Genomic DNA, 25721 nt, shown 5'->3' with positions numbered 1-25721 from the left:
CTTCAGGATGAATTTCTGCAGCAGGCGCTGGCTTCTGCCTTTGAGGGCATTCTGGTAGATCTTCTGCCATTCGCTTTTCTTGTCTGGATCAAGCAGCGCGAGCAGATCCAGCATCTTGTCTCCCGGTGAGGCATCCACGCCGATCAGTTCTTTTATCTTTTTCCTCAGTGCGGAATTAAGGATGATGTATTGCATGTTGCGATCCACGCTCCAGACCAGCCCTTCCATGTTTTCCACCAATGCCAACAGGTTGGCCTCCTGATCGGAAACAGGTTGCTGCGCTTTGGGTTTGCGCGAAGAATGCCGGGTGGGCCCTTTTTGTCCAGGACTGATCAACGCAGTTCGCATGTTAATGGTATAATTATAAATGATTAGGGCTGCCAATCAGCAGCGCAATTAATTTATAGAACCTGGTGCTACAATCAGAACTACTTAAAGTTCCCTGGGGTTAATAAAGGTTATTCAGCACTCAATGCTGTACGGGAGTGAGGCTATCAGAGCTGTCTTCAAATATACCAATATCCGGGGAAATATGGTGATAGTTTACCGGCAAAAAAGAGTATAAAATCCGGCATTGTATGTGGAATAAATCTAATGCATATGCTACGCTTTCTTTGGTCTTTGCACCAGGTAAAGGCCAACCAGCACCATGGCCAGACCAGTAATCGTAAAGGCGTTCACGGGTTCCTGCATCACCAGGTTGGCGATCACGTAACCGAATACCGGGCAGAGGAAAAGCCAGAAGCTTGCTTTCACCGGATTGTCGCGCAGCAGGTACAACCAGAGTTGTACTCCAATGATGGATACGGGTATGGCCAGCCAGAGCACCGAACCTGTAAACCTGAGGTCCCAGTGATTCAAGGAAGGATCATAAGTGAATGCAGCGATGGGTAAAATAAAAATACCGCCGAGCATGGTCTGCCATCCGTTGATTGTGAGGATATGCAGATCGCCCCAGTTCTGCTTTGAGAAATACAACACGCCCATGGAATAGCTGAGCATGCTGCTGAACAGAATGATCAGTCCCATTGGTGTGGCAAAACTTGATTGCAGGAGCGGATATGCGGCAATAAGAACGCCTGTCATGCAGAGTGCAAGGCTCAGCCATGTGATGGCTTTGATCCGTTGTTTGAAAAATAAAGCGCTGGTCAGACTGATCAGTACCGGGTTGGTGGCAATGCTCATGGAGCTCAGTCCGGGTGATACATACTGCATGGCCACCACGTATAATCCAAGATATAATGAGATGTTAAGTATGCCGTAAATGGCCAGTGACTTCCATTCTTTCCCCTGTGGCAATCTTTTTCGCATAAGCGCGTGGGTGATGAAGAGCATGATCACTCCGGCAAGGAAAAAGCGTGCGATACAAATAATGAAGGGCTGAGCGGATTGCAGGCCCAGCTTGGTTGCTGTAGCGGCTGAGGCCCAGAGGAAGGCGAATAATACGCCTGCTGTAAAAAGTAGAATTCCTCTCTGCTTCGTCTGTTTCAGTGTGACTTCCTGTGCCATGCCTGTTTGGTATCGCATTATTATGTGAACGCAAAATTAAACAAAATACCATATGTTGCAGGCCCATGCTAAATTTGGCTCCCAAAGCGTTCTGACTGCTCCATTTGTTAATTATTTCTAAACATGATACTCACCGTAGGGGGAAACGCATTAATAGTTGTCATACCCTGCAAAACAACCATTTTATGATACGTTCGACGATCCGGATTCTTTCTCTTTTTGTGATCCTGCTCATCACCGCGATGGCTGCAACAGCCCGGCAGCCAAAGAAGTTCACCATCAGCGGTTATGTGCGGGACGCAGCCAGTGGCGAGGCTTTGATCAATGCTACCATTACCATCAACCCAGGCAATGCCACTGTACAATCCAATGCATACGGGTTCTTTTCTATCTCCCTGGCACCCGGCAAATACACGCTCTCTGCCACATATACCGGTTTCGCTGTGATAACCAGGGATATTGCACTTACTGAAAATCAGAACCTCGACCTGCAGATGAAATCATCATCAGCCGAACTGAGTGAAGTAGTGGTAACTGGTGAGAAAAAGCTGCGCCGTACCAATACTGTTGCACTCGGTATTCAGCAGATGAGTATCGGACAGATCAAAAAGATCCCCGCATTTCTCGGTGAGCCTGATGTGCTGAAGGCCATGCTCACCGTGCCCGGCATCACTTCCGTAGGCGAAGGCGCCAATGGTTTCAACGTGCGTGGCGGTAATGTTGATGAAAACCTCATCATCATGGATGAAGCACCCGTGTACAATTCTTCGCATATGCTTGGCTTCTTCTCCGTATTCAACCCGGATGCTGTGAAGAACGTAACACTTTATAAAGGAGCTTTCCCCGCTGAGTTCGGTGGAAGAACTTCTTCTGTTCTTGACATACGCATGAAAGACGGTAATAATCAGAAACTGTCTGTGAATGGCGGTATCAGCTCCATCTTCAGCCGCATCAGTATCGAAGGCCCGCTGAAGAAAGATGAATCTTCTTTCATTATCGCGGGTCGCCGTTCTTATATTGATGTGCTGAGCAAGCCATTCATGAAAAAAGATGAGCGCGATAATCAGTTCTACTTTTATGACCTAACGGCAAAAGCCAACTGGAAACTGAACGATAACAACACGCTTTACCTGAGCGGCTATTACGGAAGAGATGTATTCTCCTTCAACAACCAGGCATTCATGGATTGGGGTAATATGACCACTACCCTGAGATGGAATCACCTGTTCACCCAGAAACTCTTCCTCAATACCAGCGTTTATTATTCCAAATACGACTATAGCCTGAAATTCAATTCAGAGGCAAAGGACACAAAGCAGCAGAGCTATAACTGGAAATCAGATATCCAGACCTATGGAGTGAAGCCAACCCTTACCTGGTATATCAGCAACAAGCACCAGGTAAAAACAGGCGTGGGCCTCACCATGTACAATTTCTATCCCGGAAAAGGTGTGATGGTTGACGATGAGAACAAGGCGGAGATCAATCTTGTGCGCAGGTATGGTGTGGAAGCGGCTGCATTTGCAGAAGATACCTGGAAAGTGTCTAAGAAATTAACGGTGCAGGCCGGTGTTCGTTTGAACTACTATGCTTACCTGAGCAATTCATCCGTGTATCATTACAGGGATACCACTGCTAATATCCGCAAGCCACTCGATTATATCGAAGTTCTGGGAGATGGTAAGGGCAGCAAGAAGAAAGTGTCAGACTGGACTTACTTCGAGCCCCGTTTGTCTGTACGTTATGAACTGAAGAAGAATACATTCCTGAAAGCCGGTTATGCAAGAAGCACCCAGTATATGCACCTGCTGAGCAATACGGCATCACCCACGCCTATCGACCTGTATTTCCCCAGCACCAACAATATCACTCCTTCTTTAACTGACCAGGTAAGTGTTGGTGTGGTAACGGTTCCGGAAGGTCTTCCTCTTGAATTCTCTGCAGAAGTTTTCTACAAGAAAATGCAGAATGTGCTCGATTATATCGACAATTCCAATCTCGAACTGAATCCTGAAGTGGAAGCAGACCTGCTTACCGGTAAGGGTAAATCTTATGGTGTGGAACTGGAAGTGAAGAAAGAGTCCGGCAAATGGCAGGGATGGATCAACTATACCTGGAGCAGATCTTACCGCAAAACAGAAGGCATCAGCAACAATGAATGGTTCCTGAACCGTTATGACAGAACCCATGTGATCAATCTGGCTGTTACCCGCGAGCTTAACGACAAATGGAGCGTGAGCGCCAACTTCAATTATGGATCCGGCAACCCCGCTACTTATCCGAATGTGAAACTGGATATCCAGGGTATTCCCATTCCTTACAACACAACCGGCAAGCGGAACGATTTCAGATTGCCTGCGTACCACAGACTGGACGTTGCTGCAACCATGAAAGGACGTCAGGGCAAGAAACTGAAACAAGAGTGGGTTTTCGGAATTTACAACCTGTATGCACGTCAGAATGCTTACTCAATCTACTTCAGACAAAATGAAGATGATCCTGCAAAAAGAGAAGCAGTTCGTCTGAGCATCCTGGGTTCTATCATTCCATCCATTACCTGGAACTTTAAATTCTAAAAATCACGATCATGAAGAAATTCATTTTATATATACTAGTTATTACAGGCGCGGCCGCCTTCACCAGTTGTGAGAAAGTGATTGATCTGGAAGTGCCGGTGGGAGACCCTGTTCCCTATATCGATGCATGGATCACTGATAAGCCTGGTCCCCAGCAGATCAAATTTCTGAAAGCTGTTGGCTATCTCGACAATTCAGCGCCACCCGTAATTTCAGATGCCACTATTAAAGTAACTGATCTTACCACCAGTCAGACCTATGATTTCACTTACAATAACGGAGCATACACCCATGACCCCGGAGCTGGCGTTTCGATTGGAGTGATCGGCCACGAGTACAAACTTTCCATCACATGGCAGGGGGAAACCTTTGAAGCAAAAGACAAGCTGAACCGTGTGCCACCCGTAGATTCCATCACTGTAGAATTCAAGGAGAAGAAAGGTGGAGAAGAAGAAGGCTACTATGCGAAATTCTATGCGAAGGATCTGGTGGGAGCAACTGATTATTACTGGATCCGCACCTACCGTAACGGGGTACTCAACCAGAATGTGAATGAAATGTGGAGCATCGATGGCGCTTATTATGAAGATGCCAATTCTGATGGTTTCAACTTTATAGTTCCGATCCGCGAAGGCATTACGTCCGATGAAAAACCATATCTGAAAGGAGATGAAGTGAAAGTGGTAGTACGCGGCATCAGTAAAGATGCGCATGGCTTCATCCGTTTGCTTACTGATCAGTTGGCTAACGGAGGTTTGTTTGCCAAAGTATTAGCGAATGTACCAACCAACGTTGCCACACAAAAACAAGGAAGCTCTAACAAGATCCTGGGCTGGTTCGGCACGGTTTCTGAATCTGAACTCAGCAAGAAGATAGAAGAATAACACCCGGTTAAGTATTGTCTGTTATAGCCCGATCATTTTATTAAACAATACAATTAACCGAATTAGTTATGAAGAAGAATCAACTTGTTGCCGTTGTGCTGTTTGCTTTATGCAGCTACCTGATGGTATCCTGTAAAAAGAAGATCACGGGCGAAGGCCCTTCCGTGAAGCAGGAAAGAACTGTGAACAGTTTTAACCGGATCACTTCTGCCATAGATGATATCACCTATGTTACGCAGGAAGGCAACTTCAAACTCACCATAGAGGCGCAACAGAATATTTTAGATAAAATTGAAACACCGGTGTTGAATGAAAGGCTGATCATAAGGTTCAAGAAAGGAACCAGACTTGGAAGCCATGACCCTGTTGTTGTTCGTGTAAGCGCTCCCGTTATCAAAGGGTTGGGCGTGGAAGGATCAAGTGATCTGCAGGCAACCAATGACATTGTTTGTAACGAAGGGCTGGACCTGCATCTGAGCGGCTCCGGAGATGTGAAGGTGAAGGGCATCGATGTTACCGGCGAGCTGACTGCAAGCATCAGTGGTTCGGGAAGTATCAGTGCGCTGAGTGGATGGGCCAGCAATGCAAAGTTTTCAATCAGCGGAAGTGGGGGCATTTATATGTTGCCGGTAACAGTTAAAAAAGTGAAGGCAGAGATCAGTGGTTCCGGCAATGTGAAAACGAAGGCCACAGAGACACTCGATGCAAAAATATCGGGTAGCGGCAATGTGTGGTATGAAGGAAATCCGCAGATCACCACCAGTATTTCAGGTTCGGGTAAGGTAAGTAAGGCTCAGTAGCAGGCGGGAATACGCCGCACAGGCAGCCGATTTTGTGAAGTATAACACCCTGTGCAGATGAAAATCAAGTTCAGACTGATCAACTATTACAAGTTCGTGAAAAAGATCCAGCCTCAGGCGGTGCTCTGGCACAGGCATGAGTGGGAGGACAAAATTACCAGCCGTTATTACGGACGGTATGCGGATCAGAACGGCAGGAAGAAAGACCAGTATTATCTGGAGATCAACCAGATGGTGTATAGCCTGCATACGGTGGAAGACCTGGTGAACCTGGACCATGAACTATTTATGAACCGGCTCACAAAGGGCGGCAGCGTGCAGACTGCTGCCGCCCTTTCTCATAAACAGACTACATTTTGCTCCATTTGCACGCATAAGGATGGCTGCCCCCTGATGAAGAAGCCATACCCGGAAAGGAAAAAGCAATGCCTGTTCATTCCTGTGGTATACCTGCTGCCTGCCTGCAAAATGGAAGTGGAGAATATGCGTCCTGCCAATTCACGCCTCATCACGGAAATGGTGATGCACAGCGTATATGCGGAAAGAGTGGTTGACACTGATCACGAAAAGGTAACACCACTAAACGTGTACCAGCACACATTTACGTTTGCACAGTTGCAGTAATGGCGTACCTTCCCACGCATTATTCAACGTTATGAAAAAACATCCCTGGTTGGCGATAATGCTCCTCCTCTTATCAGCCTCACTAACGGCGCAGGACATTCGTATCGCATCCTATAATCTTCGCTATGCCAACAAGAGCGATAGTGGTAATCTCTGGGAGCAACGTGTTCCCGCGATCAATCAGCTGATCCGCTACCATGATTTCGAGATATTCGGAACGCAGGAAGGGCTGCGTCATCAGCTTGACACGCTCTCTGCGAAGCTTCCGGAATACGGCTGGTATGGACGGGGCCGGGACGATGGAGAAGCCAAAGGCGAACATTCGGCCATCTTCTATAAAAACTCATTGTTCGATCTGCTTGGCAAAGGTGACTTCTGGCTTTCGCAAACTCCTGATAAGCCGGGCTTCGGATGGGATGCGCGTTTTAACCGCATCTGCACCTGGGTGAAACTGCGCCATAAAGCCTCTAAAAAGATCTTCTTCGTTTTCAATGCCCATTATGACCATCAGGGAGTACAGGCCCGCGTGAACAGCTCTGTGCTGATCCTGGAAAAGATCAGGGCCATTGCAGGCAAATCACCAGCCATGCTCACCGGCGATTTCAATGGAGATCACCAGAGCGAATGGTATCTGCACATTGCAAATTCAGGATGGTTGAAGGATACTTACAAACTGACTACCAATCCTTATGCTCCCAATGGCTCTTTCAATAATTTCGGAAGAGGGAAACAAAACAGCGAGATCATCGATCATATTTTTGTAACTGATCCATTCAAAGTGAAATCCTGGGCCGTTCTCACTGATACTTATTACGGTAAGTTTCCCTCAGACCATTTCCCCATCCTGTCTGTGGTGAAACTGTAGCGGGCATGCTCTTTGTACCGCTTGCTGTATAAAACCTTTTATTATGGCAAGCATACACCTGAAGCCCGGTACAAGCTGGGACGAAGTAAAAGAAAGGATCAAAGAGCGCAATGTGTACCTTACTGACGAGGACCTCCGCCTGGAGCCAGGTAATGAAGAAGCGATGCTGCAAAGACTCGCGGATAAGATGGGGCGTAGTGTGGAGGAGGTGCGGGCATTTATTGAAAGCATTTCACACAATAAAGATGCAGCATCCTGAGGGTGTTCCATTTCGCAGTGCCCAGTCGCTCCCGTCCCCGCGGATCGATCTTATACTAATTCTTTTTGCTGTTGCTTCAGCTTGAACATGTCGGCCAGCAGTTCATAACTCCTGGTGCGGTCTTCTGCATGTTCCGTGAAAGTAGAGATCACAATTTCATTTACTACAAATGATTTTGCCAGCTCTTCCAGTTTTGCTTTCACTTCCCTGGGTGAGCCTACCACCGTGCGCTGGCGGTTGAACAGCACCCGTTGCCATTCGGCCAGTGAATAATCATACGCTTTAGCCACTTCGTAGGTTGGCACATCATCATATCTTCCTTTCTCGAAACTCAGTAAACGGTAGTCCATTACGGATCTCACTTCTTCCACTTTCTGTTCATCATCCGATACAAAGCCGAATACGCCAACGTTTCCAAGTGGCTTCGATAATTCATCGGAAGGAATGAACCGGTCGCGATACGCCTGCATGGCCTGTGCGCCGCCGATAGGGTTGATGAATTGCGCATAGGACAGCGCCATTCCGAAATGCGCCGCCAGGTAAGCGCTCTCGCCGCTGGAGGTGAGCATCCAGAGCTCAGGCTGTGTCTGCACAAAGGGCATGGCCCTTACTTTTCCTTCCGCATTGCCGGGTGTTGGTTTATCGGCCAGCATGGCCTGCAATGTGGTGATCTGCTGCACATATTCCTGCGGATCGAATGTATTGGTGGGGTTGAGCAGTTGGGCTGTGAGCCTGTCGCCACCCGGAGCGCGGCCGATACCAAGATCGATCCTTCCGGGATAGAGGCCTTCCAGCAACCTGAAATTCTCTGCTACCTTGAGCGTGCTGTGATTGGGAAGCATGATGCCGCCTGATCCGAAGCGGATCCTTTGGGTATCAGCGCCCAGCCTTGCGATCAGCACTTCAGGCGCGGATCCTGCAAGCGTGCCGGTATTATGATGTTCGGAGACCCAGTACCTGGTGTATCCGAGTTTGTCTGCAAGTTTTGCCAGCTCCACAGATTCCTGCAATGCCTCAACGGGATTGCTTCCTTTACGGACCGGTGTCTGGTCCAGTATACTTAATTGCAACTGCATAGTAAATAAGTAACAGCCGGAGTCTTCAGAATGTTCAGGCTGTTGCGGTTTGAACTTTTCTGCTGCGGGTGAGCAGGATGAACATGGCTACAATGGCCAATCCAGCCATAATACCTGTCATCGGCAGCGGTGTGGAATTATCAAAAAGGCTCACGGAAAAGGCGCTGAGAGAGCCAATGCCCATCTGTAGGGCGCCCATCATGGCGGAGGCGCTGCCTGCATTTCTTGTGAAGGGCTGCATGCAGAGGGCTGAACTGTTGGGCAGCACAAATCCAACACAGGTGAGGAAGAGGAACAGCATCACCAGCATGCCGGTCAATCCGATCAGTCCGTAATAAGTGGCCAGGAACATGATCACTCCAAAGAGGGATTGCATGATCATAGCGCCTCTGACGATCTGGGCACTGCTGAAATATTTCAGGGCAAGCCGATTGGCCTGGGTGCCGCCGATCACACCGGAGGCCAGCAGGGCGAAGATCCAGCCATAGGTTTCCTCAGATACTTTATAGAGTTCCATAAAAATAGAAGGAGAACAGGAGATATAAGCAAAGAGGCCGGAGAAAGCGATGGCCCCTGAAATGGAATAAGTAAGGAACTGCCTGTTGCGCAGCACTGCCATATAGTTGCCGATGATGGCCTTTGGCTTCAAGGAGTAGCCGGGATCAGGCTTGCTGCTTTCAGGCAGACTGAGCCAGACTGCAAAGATGATGAGCAATGCGATGGCGGCCAGTACCAGGAATACGGAATGCCAGCCCCATGCGGCAATCAGATAACCTCCTGCCGTGGGGGCTATCAGTGGAGAAGTGCTCAGAACCAGCATCAGGGCAGAGAAAACTTTTGCATTGTCTTCTACGGGGAAGAGGTCGCGCACCATGGCATTGGCGGCCACGCTGGCGGCGCAGGCGCCGAGGGCCTGAACAAATCGGAGTGCGATCAGCGATTCAAGGCTGCCTGCCAGCACACAGGCCACTGAGCTGATGATATAGATCACCAGTCCAGTATACAAAGGCCGCTTACGACCGAAGCGGTCGAGCAGCGGGCCATAGAGTAACTGAGCAACGGATACGCCAATGAAGAAGCTGCTCAGTGTGAGTGCCACATCGGTAACGGTGGTATCGAGTGCTTTTGCGATGGCTTTAAAGCCAGGCAGGTACATATCTATCGAAAAGGGTACTAACGCGGTAAGTGTTCCCAGGATCAGAATGGTAAGAAGATATCTTTTGCTGCTCATAAACATAACCGCATTGATAGGTTTTGGCCGGGCGCGGGCATGCTATAACAGCGTCTTTCAGAAATGGTTCAGATTTTCTTTTGCATCATTATGGCCATCTGTACATCGCTTCCTACCATCAATACATCCTGCCCGAAGGGAGTGAATCCAAGCCGGTCGTAAAAGCGGATGGCAGGCATATTCCTGTCCCATACAATGAGCCAGATATGCGAATACCCGTTACTGGCTGCCCACTTGCTGCAGTAAAGGTATAACTGTTCTCCGAATCCCTTGCCGGTAAAGGGTTTCAGAAAATACATTTTTTCCATTTTGAGCGGAGACAGTTTCCGCAACGCCGGAGGTACTTCATGATCGGATAATTTGGCGTAACCTGCTGGCTGCTGGTCTTTGAATGCCAGCAGGAAAACAGTGCCCGGCGTCTGCAGGGCTGCCCTGATATTTTCCGGGGTGAAATGTTCATCGATGAATGCCTGGTTGTCTTCAGGATCATTCAGTTTTCCAAAGGCATCCAGAAAGGTCTGCCTGGCGAGATTGCATAACAGTGTAATGTCTGCTTCTCCGGCTATTCGGATAAGCAAAGGATAAGGTTGCATGAAACAAGGTTTAATAATGTAGCTGACCGGTATTCCGGATCAGTACAATTTAACCTTATATCTGTAAGATCCGTTAAAATATTCCCGCATTTTCAGTACTTCATTACTCTGCTGGCTGATCCAGAATTGCGCATATGCCCCGTTGCCATAATTGATCTTCAGCAACCAGCATTTGATGCTCACTTCTTTATTCAATGCCAGGTTTTCGGTACCGGCCACTTCGTACAAATAATAATTCGGTGTTGGATTGTTCGGGTCCATAAACGCGATAGCAAACTTTTGACCAACACTGTTGATGGGGAGTGTGGAGAAGGTTTCCATATCCAGCTCCCAGTTGAATACGGCAGGTGTGAGCGGCACTTTCATGGTCTTGTTCACCCGGTTGCCCTGCAGGGTACTGTCTGGCGTGAGAAAGCCATTGTCGAACCGGTAACCGGCAAAAGCAAATCCTTTGAAAAGGGTGTTCTCGGAGATAGGCGCGAGCGTCTTACGGTCGCTCACCGCTTTTACATGCCGGAAAAGCGATTCGTTGCGGTACCATTTCCATTCAAAAAGGGTAACTGCCTGGTTGCTTCCGGACAGTACTCCAAATGTGATGGAACGCTCCCAGATATCGGAGGCGGTTACAATGCCCGTGAGGCTGTCAGTATTATAAACAAGATATTTTGCTGTGCCTTCTTTCAATCTGTCGATCAACAGGCGGTTGTTCCTGGCGTTGATGGTATCCACCTGCGCAGTAACGGAGAGCGTTCCGGTGAGCAGGATCAATGTATAAAGAATTCTCATGAAGTAGGTTTCTGCTAAAATACGGATGAGTTGAAACTACTGCATGAGAATTATATGAATGGATGGAAAAAGTTGTGTCATCAGAAAGCTGCCCTGGCAGGTCGCATGCGTTCCATCATTTGCTTCTGGCTCTCTTCTACTTCTTTCATGTACTCGGCCTGTGTTACTTTTTTACCGGTTTTCGGTTCTTTGATCTCGGTAATTTTTACTTTGTCTGAGATCTCCACGGCACGAACGATATTGCTGCCATTGCGGGATTCCGTTTCAAGTATCAGTCCCGGAAGCTGGCCCTGGTAGTCGGGCCCTGCGGGAATGGTAATGGCGGGTGCAAACCAGACTGTAACATCGATGGTGTCCCATTTTTCGGTTCGTTTCATCTGGCCGTCCTGCATCTGCATATTGAATGATTTCACAGGTGTTCTCGTAACAGCTTTCTGGCAGGTATAACCGAGAATGGTTTTGGTTTCGCCTGTCAGCTTCCAGGTATTCTTCCGGATGGAGTCCTGTACCAGGAATTTCTTACCGGCCGATTCCCGTTGTTCCACTTTGCGTGCTTCTGTGAAATTGTGCCAGATGGCAGCTTCGCTCATGAAACTGCCAATCACCCGTACTGTGCCAACGGTTGAAGGCATATCACCGGGCCCTGCCATTTCCACTTCCGGTCTTTCGTTTGATTCGAGTTGCCTGCGCAGCGATTCTTCCTGCGTGAACAATACTTCCATGCGGAGCGTTCTGTCGGGCCGGTTTACGGTTTGTGTATTCCCGTTGATATTGAGCGTGGCGGTTCCTCCTTTGATCTGTTGTTCATACACCACCCGGCCCTGTTTGAGAGGGGCGTTGTTCTGTGCCGTGGCCGTATTCAAAAACTGAAGGGCAAGCACTGTAAAGATGGGAAGAGCATATTTTGTCATGTGGCTTTGATTTATTGGACCAAAGCTATTGTACCGCCAGTCGCTTTCAGGTTAATGATGTTTTGTTTAATGTTAATTAAGGTTAATGCTTTTTCCGGTGGAATGCCGGAAACTTTACATTTGTAAGGCATGAGCAAACGCATCAATATTCCCGTGATCTTAATGGTAATGGCCATCCTGGCCATCATTGCCTTTCAGGGTTATTGGATGTACAAGAATTACCAGGAAGAGGAAAATACGTTGACAATCCGCACCAGCGTGCTTTTTCGCAGTGTGGCCTACCGCCTGCAGGCGGAAACGCTCAAGCAGGATACCAATGTGCGGGTATGGGCCAGGGCAGCAAAAGGGATGCCTGTGAATGTAGCGTCCAGGATGCCGGAAACAGCAGGAGCCACTCCCATGGCAACGCTTGAGCCACATCCAGCCGATGAGATGGTGGTCACCAATATCCCGCCGGATCCAAACTTTCAGAAGATAAGGCTTCAGGAGCGAATAAATCTCCGGGGAGACTCAGTTCCTGCCAACGCTACATTCATAGCAATAGACTCCGTGTCGCCGGAAAGGATCCGTGCCATCCATATCAGAAAAAGCGTGAAATCATCCGAGGGTGAGATCCCTGATTCCGCCATCACGATCTCAATGGCTACCAACAAGGAAATGTTGATCAAAACCAGATCTCCATTGAAGGGTTCTGTGAGCGCCATCACCATTGAGAACAGCATACCTGCCACCAGGGCAAAATCATCCGGCAATGCAAGGCCGGGAAAGATTTCCATGAATGTGTCAAAAGATAGTGTGAAAGATTATATGGTGCTTACCCGTCTCATGGAAGACGGTACATTCCGCAACCTGTTGCAGCGGGTGGACTCCCTGAAAGACACGCTGTCCATGGCAGAGCTGAACAAACGCTACCGTACAGCACTGGATAAGGAGTCGCTGAAAGTAAATTACACTATCATCAAAGATTCTGTGAGTGAGCGACAGCCCGGAGAGTTGATAGATCCCACGCGCACCAATGAACTGCTGATGGGGTACGCCAGTAATTATTATCTGCGTTATGAGCTTCATGATACGTTCAGGTATATCATCCGTAAACTCTCTCCGCAGATAGCGCTATCCCTGTTATTGATTGCACTCACCAGCTTCAGTTTTGTGTTGCTCTATCGCAACCTGGTGAAGCAGCGAAGGCTTACCCAGTTCAAGAATGACCTGATCAGTAATATCACTCATGAGCTCAAAACACCAATCGCTACTGTGAGTGTGGCCATCGAGGCATTGAAGAATTTCCATGCAATGGATGATCCGAGAAGAACAGAGGAATATCTGGATATATCCAACAGTGAGCTTCAGCGCCTGTCGTTACTGGTTGACAAAGTGCTGCGCCTGTCAATGTTTGAGAAGCACCAGGTGGATTTAAAAACGGAGCGTTTCGATCTTAGTCAGCTGGCTGAAGAAGTGATGGCAAGTATGCGCCTGCAGTTTGAGAAGGCGAAAGCTTCCGTGCAGCTGCACGCGGAAGGTGAAGATCTTACCATCAACGCAGACAGGCTGCATCTCACCAGTGTGATCTTCAACCTGCTCGACAATGCCCTGAAGTACAGCGGTGAATCGCCTTCTATAACTGTGATCATTAACCGAAATGATAAGGGAATTCAATTGATAGTTTCCGATAACGGTGTGGGAATCGCTTCCGCTTATCAGAAAAAAGTGTTCGATAAATTCTTCCGTGTGCCTTCCGGCAATACCCATAATGTAAAAGGATACGGACTGGGCCTCAGTTACGTGGCCTATGTGGTGGAGCGGCACAGGGGAAGTATTGAAGTGGTGAGTGAGCCCGGCGAAGGCAGCAGTTTCATCATCCAATTACCAGACACCTTATGACACCCTGCACCATATTGTATGTAGAAGATGAACTTTTCCTGGGCAAGATCGTAAAAGAAAGCCTGGAGAGCAGGGGCTATCATGTGGTGATGGAAAGCGATGGAGCCCATGTAATGGAATTGTTTCATAATACCAACCCCGATATCTGTGTGCTGGATGTGATGCTGCCCGGTGTGGATGGCTTTACCCTCGCTTCTTCTATCCGGGAAAGCAATGAGCAGATCCCGATCATATTTCTGACTGCAAAAACACAAACGGCCGATCTTGTGAAAGGTTTTTCGCTGGGTGGTAACGATTATATCCGCAAGCCTTTCAGCATGGAAGAGCTGATTGTAAGAATAGAAAATGTGATGAAGAGCAAGCGTGCCTCCAGAGTGGTTGAAGAACCAACGGAACAGGTGAGCATCGGAAAATATCATTTCCATTTCGTGCGCCAGACACTTGTTTCGGGTACTGATGAACGTAAGCTGAGTTTCCGGGAAAGCGAACTGCTGCGACTACTGTATGCGCACCGCGACCGTATCATCGACCGGCGTGAGATCCTGAATTTATTATGGGGCAACGATTCTTTCTTCAACTCCAGGAACCTGGATGTTTACATCACCAAGCTGCGCAGTTATCTGCGGGACGATGAGCGGCTCAGCATCATCACTATAAAGGGCGTTGGATACCGGTTTGCAGTGGGCGGTTAGCGCGCTGCCAGAAGTACATGATGGTAAAGCTGGGGATGAAATCGAGGCCGGGCATGAGCTCCTCTACGAAGTTGAAGATCCCACCGAATGCGCCTTTCCATCCTCCGAACATCCTGAAGAAAATGAACGCAGATATGGGGGCCCAGATGATATCGCTGAATTCACCCAGTCCGGGGATGGCATAGCTGATGTATCCCAGGAAATCCATTAAAATGCAGAGGCCCAGTGAAGGCAGACCGGAACGGTTCATTTGCGGATTGTTTGCCAATAAGACGCAAGAAATATGCCGGGCGTTGTATCGGGGACGCGAGCGACCGGGCACTGCAGAAGTATCTGGGCACTTCAAAATTGATTTCAGCTCAGTAACTCCCTGCTTTTCAGCAATTCCATCAGGTCTTCCAGCCGGAAAGGTTTGCTCAGGTAATCATCCATGCCGTTGCGGAGGCAGTTTTCCTTATCGCCATCCATGGCATCGGCGGTGAGGGCAATAATAGGCACCCCCTGATTGGGGCCGGGTGTGGCGCGGATACGCCGGGTGGTGGCATATCCATCCATTTCGGGCATATTCACATCCATGAAGATCAGCGCAGGTTTGGCGTTTTCCAGCATCAGGATGGCTTCTTTCCCGTTCTTTGCCTGCATCACCTGGAAGCCCATCTTTGCCAGTATTTCCGTGATCAGCATCATGTTGACGGGTTCATCCTCTACTACCATGATTGATGCGCCATTTCCTTTCTTCAGTGTGCTCTCCACTTTGGCCTGGGATACTTTACGTTCATAACCTGTATTGAAAATGGAACAGAGCAGTTCATAGAGCTCATGCATTTTCACCGGTTTGGTGAGGAAGCGGTCGATGCCCAGTGCATTGGCTTCTTCCAGGTGCTCATTTTTTTCTATGCTGGAGAGCATGAGGATAGTGGGCTGGCTAATTGTGCCGAGCTTCCTGCGCATTTCCTGCACCAGCTGAATGCCATTCATTTCCGGCATATGATGATCGGTGATGATCAGGTCAAGCGGCTCCTGGTTTTGCTGCATGCGGTCCAGTATGGCAAGTGCTTCTTTGGCGCCTGAAGCTGTTTCGCAACTGATACTGTAATGGCGGAGGATCTCCTGCATCAGCCAGCGGTTGGTGCTGTTATCGTCTATTACCAGCACTTTACGGAGTGGTGGTTTTTCAGTTCCGTGTGAATTCGGCATTTCATCCACTACTTCCAGTGGTAATACAAGGCTGAAGGTGCTGCCCCTGCCAGGCTCACTGGCAACGGTGATGTCGCCTCCCATCATGGTGGCGAGGCTCTTGCTGATAGTGAGGCCAAGCCCCGTGCCGCCGTAGTTACGCGTGGTGGCAACATCGGCCTGTGTGAAGCTTTCAAAGATCCGTGACAGGTGCGCTTCAGAAATGCCAATGCCGGTATCCTGTACGGAAAGCAGGATGTCCATGATCTTCTTCCCGGCTTCTACATGTATTCCTCTTCCGATGATGAGGGAGATGAAAATCTCGCCGGCGGGTGTGAACTTGATTGCATTGCCCAACAGGTTCACCAATACCTGCCTGATCCGGGTGGGGTCGCCCATGAACTGCGAAGGCAGGTCTGGATCAATATGACAGATCACTTCCAGGTTCTTCTCATGCGCTTTCACCGTGAGGATGTCCACACTTTCCTGCACCAGTACATCCAGTGGGAACTGCACATGATCTATCTGCAGTTTGCCGGATTCAATGCGGGAGAATTCGAGAATATCGTTGATGATCTCAAGCAGTCCGTATGCTGAATTTTTGACGTTGAGTAAATACTCATATTGGGAGGATTGCAGCTGGGTGGTGAGAAGCAGGTCCGTGAAACCGATGATGCCATTCATGGGAGTACGCAATTCGTGGCTCATATTGGCCATGAAGCTGCTTTTGGCAAGGTTTGCCTGCTCTGCAATATTCCTGGCTTCTATGAGATCGGAGATGTCGTGGGCATAACCCAGGATGCCCGTCACTCTTTTTTTGTCGCTATCCAGCACAGGAACTTTTACAACGCTCATGGTCACACGGCGTCCACTGAGGATGTACGATTCTTCAATCACCATTTTGCTCTTACCGGTTTCCAGCACCTGTGCGTCATCTTCATGAAAGCCAGGTGTTCCTTTTTCTTTATCGCCCATTACGGCTTCGATAGGGAAACCTATTTCGAGATCGGTTTTGCCGATGAACTCTTCGGGTTGCCGGTTCATGGCATTTGCGAAGCCCTGGTTCACGAGGCGGAACCTGAAATCATTGTCTTTGATAAAGATCCAGTCGGGCGTTGAATCTATCACGGTGCGCAGCAGCTCTTTATTCTGCTTCACTTCGTCCTCATAGATCTTTCTCTCAGTGATATCGCGGGAGGTGGAAATCACGCCTGTTATCCTGCCTTCAGTTTTAATAGGCTTTACGATGCTTTCCAGCCAGGTGTAACCGCCTTGTTTGGTTCGCATACGGTAGCGTACGATCAGGTTGTCGCGGGTTTCGAGAACATCCAGGTACTGGCTGGATGGGGCGAACTTATGGATATCGGCGGGGTGCAGGAATTCAAGCACGGTGCGCCCTTCGATCTCTTCGGGTGAGTAGCCCAGGATCTTTTTTACTGACGGAGATATATAAACGAATTCGCTGTTGGGCTTATGTTCTGAAATGATATCATCTGAATATTCTGCCAGGAGGCGGAAACGCTTTTCTTTCAGGGCCAGTGCTGTTTCTGCATTTTTGAGATCGGTGATATCGCGGGCGATGCCGAAGGCTTCGTTTTTGCTCATGATCCGCGCCCGTACAAAGATATGTGCGATGTTGCCATTACGCTTGCGGACAGGATGATCGAAACTGGCTTCATGCTCCGGGTTATCCCTGTTCTGCATGGCCATGCCCATGCTTTCCCTGATCTGCTCATGTGATTCTGGGACGATGTATTTGTCCATATAGGTGGAAAAGGGCATGGTGGTTTCAACAGGGTCTTCGCCCAGCAGGGTCATGAATTCCTTGCTGAGGGTAATCTCGTTGGTGAGCAGGTTCACTTTCCAGCTGCCCATCCATCCGAAGCTCATGGCATAGGAGAGGCCATCGATGGCTTTTTCCTGCTGAACTTTTGTGATCAGCTGTTTCCGGGCAGCAACAAAAAGGTCAAGTATGATGATGATGAGGCAGGAGAGTGCTCCCAGCAGCCATAGGAGGTACGCATATCCTTGAGCGGGAGGAGCAAACAGCGAGGTGTATAGGAAAACACATAGCAGCAGGCCGGCCAGGATGGCCAGTACAATACGCAATGGTTTACGGTGTGGGGCAATAGGCAGGCGCGTTGACATAAGCATTGGTTTATGTGCAACTATTCAAGCCTTAACCGTAATATATACTTCGGGTGTGCCCGGTCACTCGCGGGGACGCGAGCGACCGGGCACGCTCCGCTTAATAATTGATCACCTGTTCTTCAATCACTGCGGGCATTTCCCTGAACTGGTACTTCTGTGTTCTCAGCTGAGGGACAAAGCCTGCTTCTGCAATGGCATCCTGGATGCTCTTGTACGTGAAGCGATGCGGCGCGCCGGCGGCACTTACCACATTCTCTTCAAGCATGATGCTGCCGAAATCATTGGCGCCGGCATGCAGACAGATCTGCGCTGTTTTCTTACCAACAGTAAGCCAGGAAGCCTGGATATTCTTCACATTGGGCAGCATGATTCGGCTGATAGCGATCATGCGGATATATTCATCAGGAGTGGTGAGGTTCTGCACACCGCGGATGCGGGTGAGCAGGGTGTCAACATCCTGGAAGGTCCAGGGAATGAATGCCAGGAAACCATTGGCCGTAGCGGGTTTGCGGCTTTGTACTTCACGGATCTTCACCAGGTGTTCAAATCTTTCGCGGAGCGTTTCCACGTGACCGAACATCATAGTGCCGGATGTGGTGATATCCAGCTGGTGTGCTTCTGCCATGATATCCAGCCATTCCTGTGATCCGCATTTCCCTTTGGAGATCAGTCTGCGTACACGGTCTACCAGTATCTCTGCTCCTGCGCCGGGCAGGCTGTCCATCCCGGCTTCTTTCAAAGCCGTAAGCACTTCGCGGTGCGTGGATTTTTCCAGCTTGGTGATATGCGCCACTTCGGGTGGCCCGAGCGTGTGGAGCTTGATGTTTGGATAGAGTTGTTTCAGCTGTCTGAAGAGATCAACATAGAACTGAAGCCCCAGTGCCGGATGGTGGCCGCCCTGCAGCAGCAACTGATCACCTCCCCAGCGGATGGTTTCCTCGATCTTCTTTTTATAAGTGTCGATATCTGTAATGTAAGCGTCTGCATGACCGGGAATACGGTAGAAGTTGCAGAACTTGCAATTGGCGGTACACACGTTGGTGGTGTTCACATTCCGGTCTATCTGCCAGGTTACCTTACCGTGCGGCACCTGTTTCTTACGGAGCTCATCCGCTACGAACATGAGGTCTGACAGGGGTGCTTCTTCAAACAGCATCATTCCTTCTTCAATGGTCAGAAACTCAAAGTTCAGGGCCTTCTGATACAAATCTTGTAGGTGCATAGGAACTATTGAAACACAAAAGTACGCATTCGGGGAGTATTTATTTTACATCGGCGGCAACCCATGGTATCTTAAATTCGATTAACTTACTACAGATTGCTTCAGGCCCGGCGCAGACTCGCTGTCATATGGCAGGCGCAGCCTGTAGTTCGTCGATAATAAGATAAACAACCCGGGAAATTGATTAAACTAGCTGCATGCAACGTCTTGCCACCATTGTGCTGCTTTTAACCCTTATCAGGAGTTCCCTCCCTGCCCAGGAGATCCTGACAGGTCCGCCGGCCCGTGAGATCGCAGCATTTCCTTTCAGGCTGCTTACCGGGGGCATCATAACTGTGAAAGCTAAATTTGCCAACTTTCCCGATACACTCAATTTCATTCTCGATACCGGCAGCGGCGGCATTTCGCTGGATTCCACCACAGTTGACTCGCTTCAGATCCCCACTACCATGAGCGACCGCACCATCCGCGGCATTGCAGGCATCAGGCAGGTCAGGTTCGTGTACAACCAGAGCCTTCAACTGCCCGGGCTGAAGGTCGACAGCCTTAACTTTCACGTGAATGATTATACGGTGCTTACCAGTGCCTATGGCGAAAAGATAGATGGCATCATCGGTTACAGCTTCCTCAACCGGTATATCATCAAGATAGATTACGACAGTTCCAAAATATATGTGCTTACCAGGGGGGCTATCAAATACCCGAAAGGGGGCTTTGTGCTCAAGACCCTGCTGGTGAATATTCCCATCCTTCAAACAGAAGTGAGGGATGCAAAAGAGATCGCGTCCCGTTTCTACTTTGATACGGGCGCCGGTATGTGCCTGCTCCTTTCTTCTGATTTTGTACAGGACAGCGCCCTGGTAAAGACCCGCCGCCGCTGGTATGCCACCCAGGCCGAAGGATTGGGCGGCAAGGCCCCGATGCGGCAGGGTGTGATCAAACAGGTTCGCCTGGGACCTTACAAATTCAGGAATGTACCTACTTATATTTTTGAGGACGAATTCAATGTAACTTCCTACCCATACCTGGGAGGATTGGTGGGCAATGACCTGCTGCGCCGTTTCAACCTTATCATCAATTACGAGCACCGTCATATCTACATGACGCCCAACAGCCATTTCAAAGATGTTTTCGATTACTCTTATACCGGCCTGGGCATGTACCTGCTGGATGGGGAGATCCAGATTGTGGACATTATGCCCGGCTCGCCGGCAGAGACGGCAGGCTTCCTGCCCGGCGATATAGTGCTGGCCGTAGGCAATAACTTCAGTAAAAATATCCAGGCTTACAAGAACCTGCTTCAGAGCCCCGGCGAGAAGCTGAAAGTGCTTGTTCTGCGGGAACAGGGGCCTGTGGTGCTCACCCTCAAGGTCAAAAACATCCTCACCGGCCGATAATATCGAAGCTTTTCGAACAATAGAGAGTCCAAAATTGTACTTTCTGTCGTTAATTTGCCCTTCCTCATAAAGGATAAAGAAGAAAAGACACATGATACATTTTGAGAAATTCACGCTTCCCAACGGTCTGCGGGTGATCGTACACGAAGACAATACCACTCCCATGGCTGTTGTGAACGTTATGTACGACGTGGGAGCTAAGGATGAAAATCCAGATAAGACCGGATTCGCCCACCTGTTTGAGCACCTGATGTTCGGGGGCTCCATCAATATAGAAGATTATGAAACGCCCCTCCAGATGGCAGGCGGCGAAAACAATGCCTATACCAGCAACGACCTCACCAACTATTACGTGCAGCTGCCGGCCGAAAATATCGAGACTGCCTTCTGGCTGGAAAGCGACCGCATGCTCTCCCTGGCCTTCGATGAAAAAAGCCTGGATGTGCAACGAAAAGTGGTGAGTGAAGAATTCAAAGAGCATTATATCAACAAACCCTACGGCGATGTCTGGTTCAAGCTCCGCGAAATGGCTTACAAAGTGCATCCTTACCGCTGGCTCACCATCGGAAAGGAACTCTCGCATATTGAAAACGCTACCCTCGAAGATGTGAAGGCTTTCTTTGCGGAACATTACAATCCATCCAATGCCATCATGGTGGTGGGTGGAAAAGTAAAAACAGCACAGGTGCGTGAGCTGGCAGAGAAATGGTTCGGTGATATCCCAGCCGGTAAGAAATGGGATCGCCAGACTCCTGCAGAGCCTGTACAGACGGCGCCCCGCAGGGAGATTGTACATGCAGACGTACCGCTGGATGCCATCTATAAGGTATACCATATGGATGAGCGCCTCAGCCATGGTTACTACGTGGCCGACCTCATCACGGAAGTGCTCGGTGGTGGCGGATCATCCCGCCTGTTCCAGGCACTTGTAAAAGAAAAGAAACTGTTCAGCAATATCGAATGCTATCATTTCGGCACCGTGGACAAAGGCCTGCTGACCATTGAAGGCAAACTGGTGAAGGGAGTGAAGATGGAAGATGCGGAAGCGGCCATCGAAGAAGAACTGGAAAAACTCAAACGTGAAGGGATAACCGAAAAAGAGCTCACGAAGGTGAAAAACAAAACCGAGTCTGCCATTGCCTTTGAGGACATGAGCGTGATGACGCGTTGCAATAACCTGGCATTCTACGAGCTGCTGGGTGATGCTTCTCTCTTCAACCGCGACCGTGAGAAATATTTCTCAGTAACGGTTGATGATGTGCTCCAGTACAGCCGCCGTTATTTTGATGTGAACAACAGCAGTACTCTTTGTTATTACAGTAAACTCTAATTATGCCGAACAGAACTATCGCTCCTCCTATAAAAGATGCCGTTGACTTTGAACTGGTGCTGCCGCGTTGCGACCACCATGTGCTCAGCAATGGTGTTGAAGTATATTCTCTCAACATGGGCAGTGAAGATACCCTGCAGATCAGCTGGGTATTCTACGCCGGCGCCTGGTATGAGAAAAAGAAATCACTGGCATCCGCCACCAACTTCCTGATGAAGAATGGAACTTCGGGCCGCACTGCCTTTGAGATCAATGAACATTTCGATTACTACGGTGCTTATGTTAACCGCAGTTGCTACACTGAAACATCTGAGATCACCCTTCACTGTCTTAACAAGCATGTGCACGCGCTGATCCCGGTGATAGCGGAAATGATGACGGATGCTACCTTCCCCGAAGAAGAGCTGGCCATCTACAAACAGAACTCCCTGCAAAGGCTGAAGGTGAACCTGCAGAAAAGTGAGTTTGTGGCTGGAAGGCTGATCGATTCCTATCTCTTTGGTGAGAAGCACCCCTACGGCAAATACAATAATGCCGAAGATTATGAAGCGCTCAACCGCCAGGACCTGGTTGACTTCTATGATGAATACTACAAAAAAGGAAGGCTCGTGATCTTTGCTGCAGGCAAGCTGCCTGATGATATGATCGGCGAGTTTGAAAAATACTTTGGTTCCCTGCCCGTTCGCAAACACCGCGAAACCGTGGTTGCAGTGGAACATAGAATTGAGCCGGCCACCCAGAAAAAATACAGGATCATAAATGACCCTAATGGCGTGCAGGCTGCCATCCGCCTGCTTCGTCCTTTCCCCAACCGTCACCATCCTGACTTTCAGAAGGCGCAGGTGCTCAACAACGTGCTGGGCGGCTTCTTCGGATCCAGGCTGATGGGCAATATCCGTGAAGACAAGGGTTACACCTACGGTATCTACAGTTACCTCCTCAATTTTGTGCACGAGAGCGGCTGGATGATCACCACAGAAGCCGGCCGGGATGTTGCAGAAGCCACCGTGCAGGAAATCTACAACGAAATGGAATTGCTCCGTGAAGAAGAAGTGGATGAAGAAGAACTGATGATGACCCGCAACTTCATCATCGGAACTGTGCTGGGCGATCTCGATGGTCCGTTCCAGGTGATCGGTCGCTGGAAGAACATGATCCTTAACGGCGTTGATGAAGCTTACTTCTACCAGAGCCTGCAGGTGATAAGAAGTATTACTGCCAAAGAATTGCAGGAACTGGCCAACACCTACCTGCAACCCGATGATTTCTACGAACTGGTAGTGATCTAAAAAGCTGAAGGTGATATCGGAATAATTGCTAACTTAACTTCCGGATGTAAATTGGCAGTTATGAGATTTATCATGCGGATAGTTGTTACTTCTGTTCTCACGTTCGGGCTTTCGTATATTCTGAGTGGCGTTCATGTGAAGTCATTCTGGACTGCTATTGCCGTGGCGATAGTCCTGGCGATACTGAATGCTATTCTGAAACCTGTTCTCATTCTGCTTACACTTCCGATCACCTTGTTCACATTCGGGTTGTTCCTGTTTGTGATCAATGCCTGTATCATATTGCTCGCCGGAGAAGTTGTGCCGGGTTTTGTAGTGGATGGCTTCTGGTGGGCGCTGTTGTTCTCGCTGCTGTTATCTGTATCAACATCCCTGTTGTACAAGGAAGACAGTCCGGCCAGAGAAAGAGACGACCGGTAATCAATACTCCTTTCACCTCCCATATTTGTATGCCGTATGCAATTCGATCGCAAAGACCTGGGCAATGAACAATTGATCCAATTTTACAGAAGCCTGTTGCTCCCGCGGATGATTGAAGAAAAGATGCTGGTATTATTACGGCAGGGACGCATTTCGAAATGGTTCAGTGGTATCGGACAGGAAGCTATTGCCGTGGGTGCCACCCTGGCTTTGCAACCTGATGAATGGGTCATGCCGCTGCATCGTAATCTCGGTGTATTCACCTCCCGTCATATGCCGTTGAGCAAACTCTTCAAACAATGGCAGGGAAGTCAGGACGGATACAGTAATGCGCGCGAAAGAAGTTTCCATTTCGGTAATAAGGACCATCATATCTGTGGCATGATCAGTCACCTGGGGCCTCAGCTGGCCATTGCCGCCGGGGTGGCGCTGGCGGCCAAACTCAAAGGCGAACAGAAAGTCTCGCTGGCTTTCTCCGGTGAAGGCGGCACCAGTGAAGGCGATTTTCACGAAGCCCTCAATACCGCGGCAGTATGGGACCTGCCCGTGATCTTCCTCATCGAAAATAATGGCTACGGTCTAAGTACGCCGGTGTCTGAGCAGTACCGCTGCAAAGACCTAGTTGACCGCGCCCGCGGTTATGGCATGGGGGGCGTAAAGATCGACGGCAATAATATCCTTTCAGTATATGATACCATCAAAGGGGTTCGCGAATATTGTATCCGCGAACAGAAGCCCTATCTCATAGAATGCGAAACTTTCCGCATGCGCGGCCATGAAGAGGCCAGCGGCACCAAATATGTGCCACCACACCTGTTTGAAGAATGGGAGAAGAAAGATCCTGTAAAAACATTTGAACAGTGGCTACTGCAGGAACATGTACTGGACGAAGAAAGGATCGGCCGCATCAGGGAGAACATAAAAGAATACATTGAAGTGGAACTGGCCATGGCGCAGGAGTCTTCTCCCGTTCAGGTAAGCACTGAACGTGAGCTGGCTGACGTGTATGCCCCGGTCCCGGATACCGATGTTCCCGATGTGGGATTGGCCGATGATGAGAACAAAAAGGAACTTCGTTTGATAGATGCCGTTAAGGAAGGTCTTGACCAGAGCATGCAGCAACATCCCAACCTCGTTCTGATGGGGCAGGATATTGCGGAGTATGGCGGTGCTTTCAAGATAACGGAAGGCTTCGTTGAAAAATACGGAAAGGCGCGCGTGCGCAACACTCCGATCTGCGAAAGTGCCATTGTCGGCATCGCACTGGGCCTGAGCCTGGAAGGATACAAAGGCATGGTGGAGATGCAGTTCGCGGATTTTGTGTCAGTGGGCTTCAACCAGATCGTCAATAACCTGGCCAAGATCCATTACCGCTGGGGGCATGCCGCCGATGTGGTTATCAGGATGCCTACGGGCGCCGGAGTAGGAGCGGGGCCCTTCCACTCCCAGAGCAATGAAGCCTGGTTTACGCATACTCCCGGGTTGAAAGTGGTGTATCCAGCTACTCCGGAAGATGCAAAAGGACTGCTGATAGCAGCTATCAACGATCCAAATCCTGTAATGTTCTTCGAGCACAAAGCTCTCTACAGAAGTGTGAGCGGCGGCGTGCCTGATATCTATTATGAAACGCCCATCGGTAAGGCAAGACAGGTGCAGACCGGTTCAGATATTTCCATCATTACATATGGAAGCGGCGTGCACTGGGCCACGCAGTATGCGGCTGCTCATCCGGATATATCATTGGATATTGTTGACCTTCGCACCTTGTTGCCATTGGATTATGATGCCATCCGCGCCAGCGTTGAAAGGTCCGGCAAAGTGGTGATACTGCATGAAGACACGCTCACCGGAGGTATCGGCGGCGAGATCAGCGCCTGGATCAGTGAGCATTGTTTCTCCATATTGGATGCGCCTGTGATCCGTTGCGCTTCACTGGATACACCTGTTCCGTTCAGCATCGACCTGGAAAATAATTTCCTGGCGAAAGCGAGGCTGGATGCATGCGTGCAGAAACTCCTGGCTTATTAATTAAAGTAATTTTCATCTTCG

Annotated in this window: 23 protein-coding genes; 13 read left to right on the top strand and 10 right to left on the bottom strand. The window is 49.3% G+C overall.

Features of this window, described 5'->3' with window-relative positions; all coding sequences use genetic code 11:
• Both ACTHMC_RS26960 and ACTHMC_RS26955 read right to left on the bottom strand, forming a co-directional pair.
• Positions 1–348: hypothetical protein (locus ACTHMC_RS26960; protein WP_440418092.1), on the bottom strand; the 348-nt coding region annotated here is incomplete at its 3' end.
• A 255-nt stretch (positions 349–603) separates the two neighbouring features.
• On the bottom strand, positions 604–1509 hold the full coding sequence (locus tag ACTHMC_RS26955; RefSeq protein WP_440418090.1) for a DMT family transporter: 906 nt from the start codon (positions 1507–1509) through the stop codon (positions 604–606).
• 185 nt (positions 1510–1694) lie between these two features.
• Here ACTHMC_RS26955 and ACTHMC_RS26950 point away from each other — a divergent pair, with 185 nt between their 5' ends.
• The 6 genes from ACTHMC_RS26950 (at position 1695) to ACTHMC_RS26925 (ending at position 7517) form a co-directional block, all read left to right on the top strand.
• Positions 1695–4085 carry a TonB-dependent receptor gene (locus ACTHMC_RS26950; RefSeq protein ID WP_440418088.1) on the top strand — a complete coding sequence of 797 codons (2391 nt, stop codon included), beginning with the start codon at positions 1695–1697 and terminating at the stop codon, positions 4083–4085.
• An 11-nt stretch (positions 4086–4096) separates the two neighbouring features.
• A complete protein-coding gene (locus ACTHMC_RS26945) occupies positions 4097–4969 on the top strand; it encodes a DUF4249 domain-containing protein (protein ID WP_440418086.1) in 873 nt (290 codons plus the stop codon).
• 68 nt (positions 4970–5037) lie between these two features.
• Positions 5038–5769, top strand: coding sequence for a head GIN domain-containing protein (locus tag ACTHMC_RS26940; RefSeq protein ID WP_440418084.1), 732 nt, complete (start codon positions 5038–5040; stop codon positions 5767–5769).
• Between the two features lie 57 nt (positions 5770–5826).
• A complete protein-coding gene (locus ACTHMC_RS26935; RefSeq protein ID WP_440418083.1) occupies positions 5827–6393 on the top strand; it encodes a hypothetical protein in 567 nt (188 codons plus the stop codon).
• Between the two features lie 31 nt (positions 6394–6424).
• Complete coding sequence (locus ACTHMC_RS26930; RefSeq protein ID WP_440418082.1) at positions 6425–7258, top strand: endonuclease/exonuclease/phosphatase family protein; 834 nt, start codon at positions 6425–6427, stop codon at positions 7256–7258.
• Between the two features lie 43 nt (positions 7259–7301).
• Positions 7302–7517 carry a general stress protein CsbD gene (locus ACTHMC_RS26925; RefSeq protein WP_440418080.1) on the top strand — a complete coding sequence of 72 codons (216 nt, stop codon included), beginning with the start codon at positions 7302–7304 and terminating at the stop codon, positions 7515–7517.
• Between the two features lie 50 nt (positions 7518–7567).
• Here ACTHMC_RS26925 and ACTHMC_RS26920 read toward each other — a convergent pair whose 3' ends face one another.
• The 5 genes from ACTHMC_RS26920 to ACTHMC_RS26900 form a co-directional block, all read right to left on the bottom strand.
• Positions 7568–8593, bottom strand: a complete 1026-nt coding sequence (locus ACTHMC_RS26920) for an LLM class flavin-dependent oxidoreductase (protein ID WP_440418079.1) — start codon at positions 8591–8593, stop codon at positions 7568–7570.
• Positions 8594–8627: 34 nt separating this feature from the next.
• Positions 8628–9824: a multidrug effflux MFS transporter gene (locus tag ACTHMC_RS26915; RefSeq protein ID WP_440418077.1), complete on the bottom strand. Its 1197-nt coding sequence runs from the start codon at positions 9822–9824 to the stop codon at positions 8628–8630.
• Between the two features lie 68 nt (positions 9825–9892).
• Entirely contained in the window at positions 9893–10417 is a 525-nt protein-coding gene (locus ACTHMC_RS26910) for an N-acetyltransferase family protein (protein ID WP_440418075.1), read from the bottom strand.
• A 39-nt stretch (positions 10418–10456) separates the two neighbouring features.
• Positions 10457–11203, bottom strand: a complete 747-nt coding sequence (locus ACTHMC_RS26905; RefSeq protein ID WP_440418073.1) for a hypothetical protein — start codon at positions 11201–11203, stop codon at positions 10457–10459.
• An 80-nt stretch (positions 11204–11283) separates the two neighbouring features.
• Entirely contained in the window at positions 11284–12114 is an 831-nt protein-coding gene (locus ACTHMC_RS26900; RefSeq protein ID WP_440418071.1) for a GLPGLI family protein, read from the bottom strand.
• Between the two features lie 129 nt (positions 12115–12243).
• Here ACTHMC_RS26900 and ACTHMC_RS26895 point away from each other — a divergent pair, with 129 nt between their 5' ends.
• On the top strand, positions 12244–13995 hold the full coding sequence (locus ACTHMC_RS26895) for a sensor histidine kinase (protein ID WP_440418069.1): 1752 nt from the start codon (positions 12244–12246) through the stop codon (positions 13993–13995).
• Positions 13992–14687, top strand: coding sequence for a response regulator transcription factor (locus ACTHMC_RS26890; protein WP_440418068.1), 696 nt, complete (start codon positions 13992–13994; stop codon positions 14685–14687). Before ACTHMC_RS26895 ends, ACTHMC_RS26890 begins: the two co-directional genes overlap by 4 nt.
• Here ACTHMC_RS26890 and ACTHMC_RS26885 read toward each other — a convergent pair.
• From ACTHMC_RS26885 to mqnC, 3 genes are all read right to left on the bottom strand, one after another.
• Positions 14647–14937 carry a hypothetical protein gene (locus ACTHMC_RS26885; protein ID WP_440418066.1) on the bottom strand — a complete coding sequence of 97 codons (291 nt, stop codon included), beginning with the start codon at positions 14935–14937 and terminating at the stop codon, positions 14647–14649. The two genes, ACTHMC_RS26890 and ACTHMC_RS26885, sit on opposite strands and share 41 nt — an antisense overlap.
• Positions 14938–15041: 104 nt before the next feature.
• Complete coding sequence (locus ACTHMC_RS26880; RefSeq protein WP_440418065.1) at positions 15042–18011, bottom strand: response regulator; 2970 nt, start codon at positions 18009–18011, stop codon at positions 15042–15044.
• 100 nt (positions 18012–18111) lie between these two features.
• Positions 18112–19236 (bottom strand): cyclic dehypoxanthinyl futalosine synthase, encoded by a 1125-nt coding sequence (gene mqnC / locus ACTHMC_RS26875; protein ID WP_440418063.1) that lies wholly within the window; start codon positions 19234–19236, stop codon positions 18112–18114.
• A gap of 197 nt (positions 19237–19433) precedes the next feature.
• Here mqnC and ACTHMC_RS26870 point away from each other — a divergent pair, with 197 nt between their 5' ends.
• The 5 genes from ACTHMC_RS26870 (at position 19434) to ACTHMC_RS26850 (ending at position 25700) form a co-directional block, all read left to right on the top strand.
• Entirely contained in the window at positions 19434–20633 is a 1200-nt protein-coding gene (locus tag ACTHMC_RS26870) for an aspartyl protease family protein (RefSeq protein WP_440418061.1), read from the top strand.
• Between the two features lie 91 nt (positions 20634–20724).
• Positions 20725–21963: a M16 family metallopeptidase gene (locus ACTHMC_RS26865; RefSeq protein ID WP_440418059.1), complete on the top strand. Its 1239-nt coding sequence runs from the start codon at positions 20725–20727 to the stop codon at positions 21961–21963.
• A 2-nt stretch (positions 21964–21965) separates the two neighbouring features.
• Positions 21966–23252, top strand: a complete 1287-nt coding sequence (locus ACTHMC_RS26860) for a M16 family metallopeptidase (protein ID WP_440418057.1) — start codon at positions 21966–21968, stop codon at positions 23250–23252.
• Positions 23253–23312: 60 nt separating this feature from the next.
• Complete coding sequence (locus tag ACTHMC_RS26855) at positions 23313–23672, top strand: phage holin family protein (RefSeq protein ID WP_440418055.1); 360 nt, start codon at positions 23313–23315, stop codon at positions 23670–23672.
• Between the two features lie 36 nt (positions 23673–23708).
• Positions 23709–25700: an alpha-ketoacid dehydrogenase subunit alpha/beta gene (locus tag ACTHMC_RS26850; protein ID WP_440418053.1), complete on the top strand. Its 1992-nt coding sequence runs from the start codon at positions 23709–23711 to the stop codon at positions 25698–25700.
• The last annotated feature ends 21 nt before the right edge of the window (positions 25701–25721 follow it).

This window comes from Pseudobacter sp. (assembly GCF_051955275.1).
Classification (GTDB): domain Bacteria; phylum Bacteroidota; class Bacteroidia; order Chitinophagales; family Chitinophagaceae; genus Pseudobacter.
Note: the sequence above shows the minus strand (reverse complement) of the source record. Positions and strands in the feature narration are given on the sequence as shown.

What these genes read in the sequence shown, in the direction of transcription:
- ACTHMC_RS26955 (WP_440418090.1), bottom strand. Translation starts at nt 1,509, where the DNA reads ATGGCACAGGAAGTCACACTGAAACAGACGAAGCAGAGAGGAATTCTA.
- ACTHMC_RS26950 (WP_440418088.1), top strand. Translation starts at nt 1,695, where the DNA reads ATGATACGTTCGACGATCCGGATTCTTTCTCTTTTTGTGATCCTGCTC.
- ACTHMC_RS26945 (WP_440418086.1), top strand. Translation starts at nt 4,097, where the DNA reads ATGAAGAAATTCATTTTATATATACTAGTTATTACAGGCGCGGCCGCC.
- ACTHMC_RS26940 (WP_440418084.1), top strand. Translation starts at nt 5,038, where the DNA reads ATGAAGAAGAATCAACTTGTTGCCGTTGTGCTGTTTGCTTTATGCAGC.
- ACTHMC_RS26935 (WP_440418083.1), top strand. Translation starts at nt 5,827, where the DNA reads ATGAAAATCAAGTTCAGACTGATCAACTATTACAAGTTCGTGAAAAAG.
- ACTHMC_RS26930 (WP_440418082.1), top strand. Translation starts at nt 6,425, where the DNA reads ATGAAAAAACATCCCTGGTTGGCGATAATGCTCCTCCTCTTATCAGCC.
- ACTHMC_RS26925 (WP_440418080.1), top strand. Translation starts at nt 7,302, where the DNA reads ATGGCAAGCATACACCTGAAGCCCGGTACAAGCTGGGACGAAGTAAAA.
- ACTHMC_RS26920 (WP_440418079.1), bottom strand. Translation starts at nt 8,593, where the DNA reads ATGCAGTTGCAATTAAGTATACTGGACCAGACACCGGTCCGTAAAGGA.
- ACTHMC_RS26915 (WP_440418077.1), bottom strand. Translation starts at nt 9,824, where the DNA reads ATGAGCAGCAAAAGATATCTTCTTACCATTCTGATCCTGGGAACACTT.
- ACTHMC_RS26910 (WP_440418075.1), bottom strand. Translation starts at nt 10,417, where the DNA reads ATGCAACCTTATCCTTTGCTTATCCGAATAGCCGGAGAAGCAGACATT.
- ACTHMC_RS26905 (WP_440418073.1), bottom strand. Translation starts at nt 11,203, where the DNA reads ATGAGAATTCTTTATACATTGATCCTGCTCACCGGAACGCTCTCCGTT.
- ACTHMC_RS26900 (WP_440418071.1), bottom strand. Translation starts at nt 12,114, where the DNA reads ATGACAAAATATGCTCTTCCCATCTTTACAGTGCTTGCCCTTCAGTTT.
- ACTHMC_RS26895 (WP_440418069.1), top strand. Translation starts at nt 12,244, where the DNA reads ATGAGCAAACGCATCAATATTCCCGTGATCTTAATGGTAATGGCCATC.
- ACTHMC_RS26890 (WP_440418068.1), top strand. Translation starts at nt 13,992, where the DNA reads ATGACACCCTGCACCATATTGTATGTAGAAGATGAACTTTTCCTGGGC.
- ACTHMC_RS26885 (WP_440418066.1), bottom strand. Translation starts at nt 14,937, where the DNA reads ATGAACCGTTCCGGTCTGCCTTCACTGGGCCTCTGCATTTTAATGGAT.
- ACTHMC_RS26880 (WP_440418065.1), bottom strand. Translation starts at nt 18,011, where the DNA reads ATGTCAACGCGCCTGCCTATTGCCCCACACCGTAAACCATTGCGTATT.
- mqnC (WP_440418063.1), bottom strand. Translation starts at nt 19,236, where the DNA reads ATGCACCTACAAGATTTGTATCAGAAGGCCCTGAACTTTGAGTTTCTG.
- ACTHMC_RS26870 (WP_440418061.1), top strand. Translation starts at nt 19,434, where the DNA reads ATGCAACGTCTTGCCACCATTGTGCTGCTTTTAACCCTTATCAGGAGT.
- ACTHMC_RS26865 (WP_440418059.1), top strand. Translation starts at nt 20,725, where the DNA reads ATGATACATTTTGAGAAATTCACGCTTCCCAACGGTCTGCGGGTGATC.
- ACTHMC_RS26860 (WP_440418057.1), top strand. Translation starts at nt 21,966, where the DNA reads ATGCCGAACAGAACTATCGCTCCTCCTATAAAAGATGCCGTTGACTTT.
- ACTHMC_RS26855 (WP_440418055.1), top strand. Translation starts at nt 23,313, where the DNA reads ATGAGATTTATCATGCGGATAGTTGTTACTTCTGTTCTCACGTTCGGG.
- ACTHMC_RS26850 (WP_440418053.1), top strand. Translation starts at nt 23,709, where the DNA reads ATGCAATTCGATCGCAAAGACCTGGGCAATGAACAATTGATCCAATTT.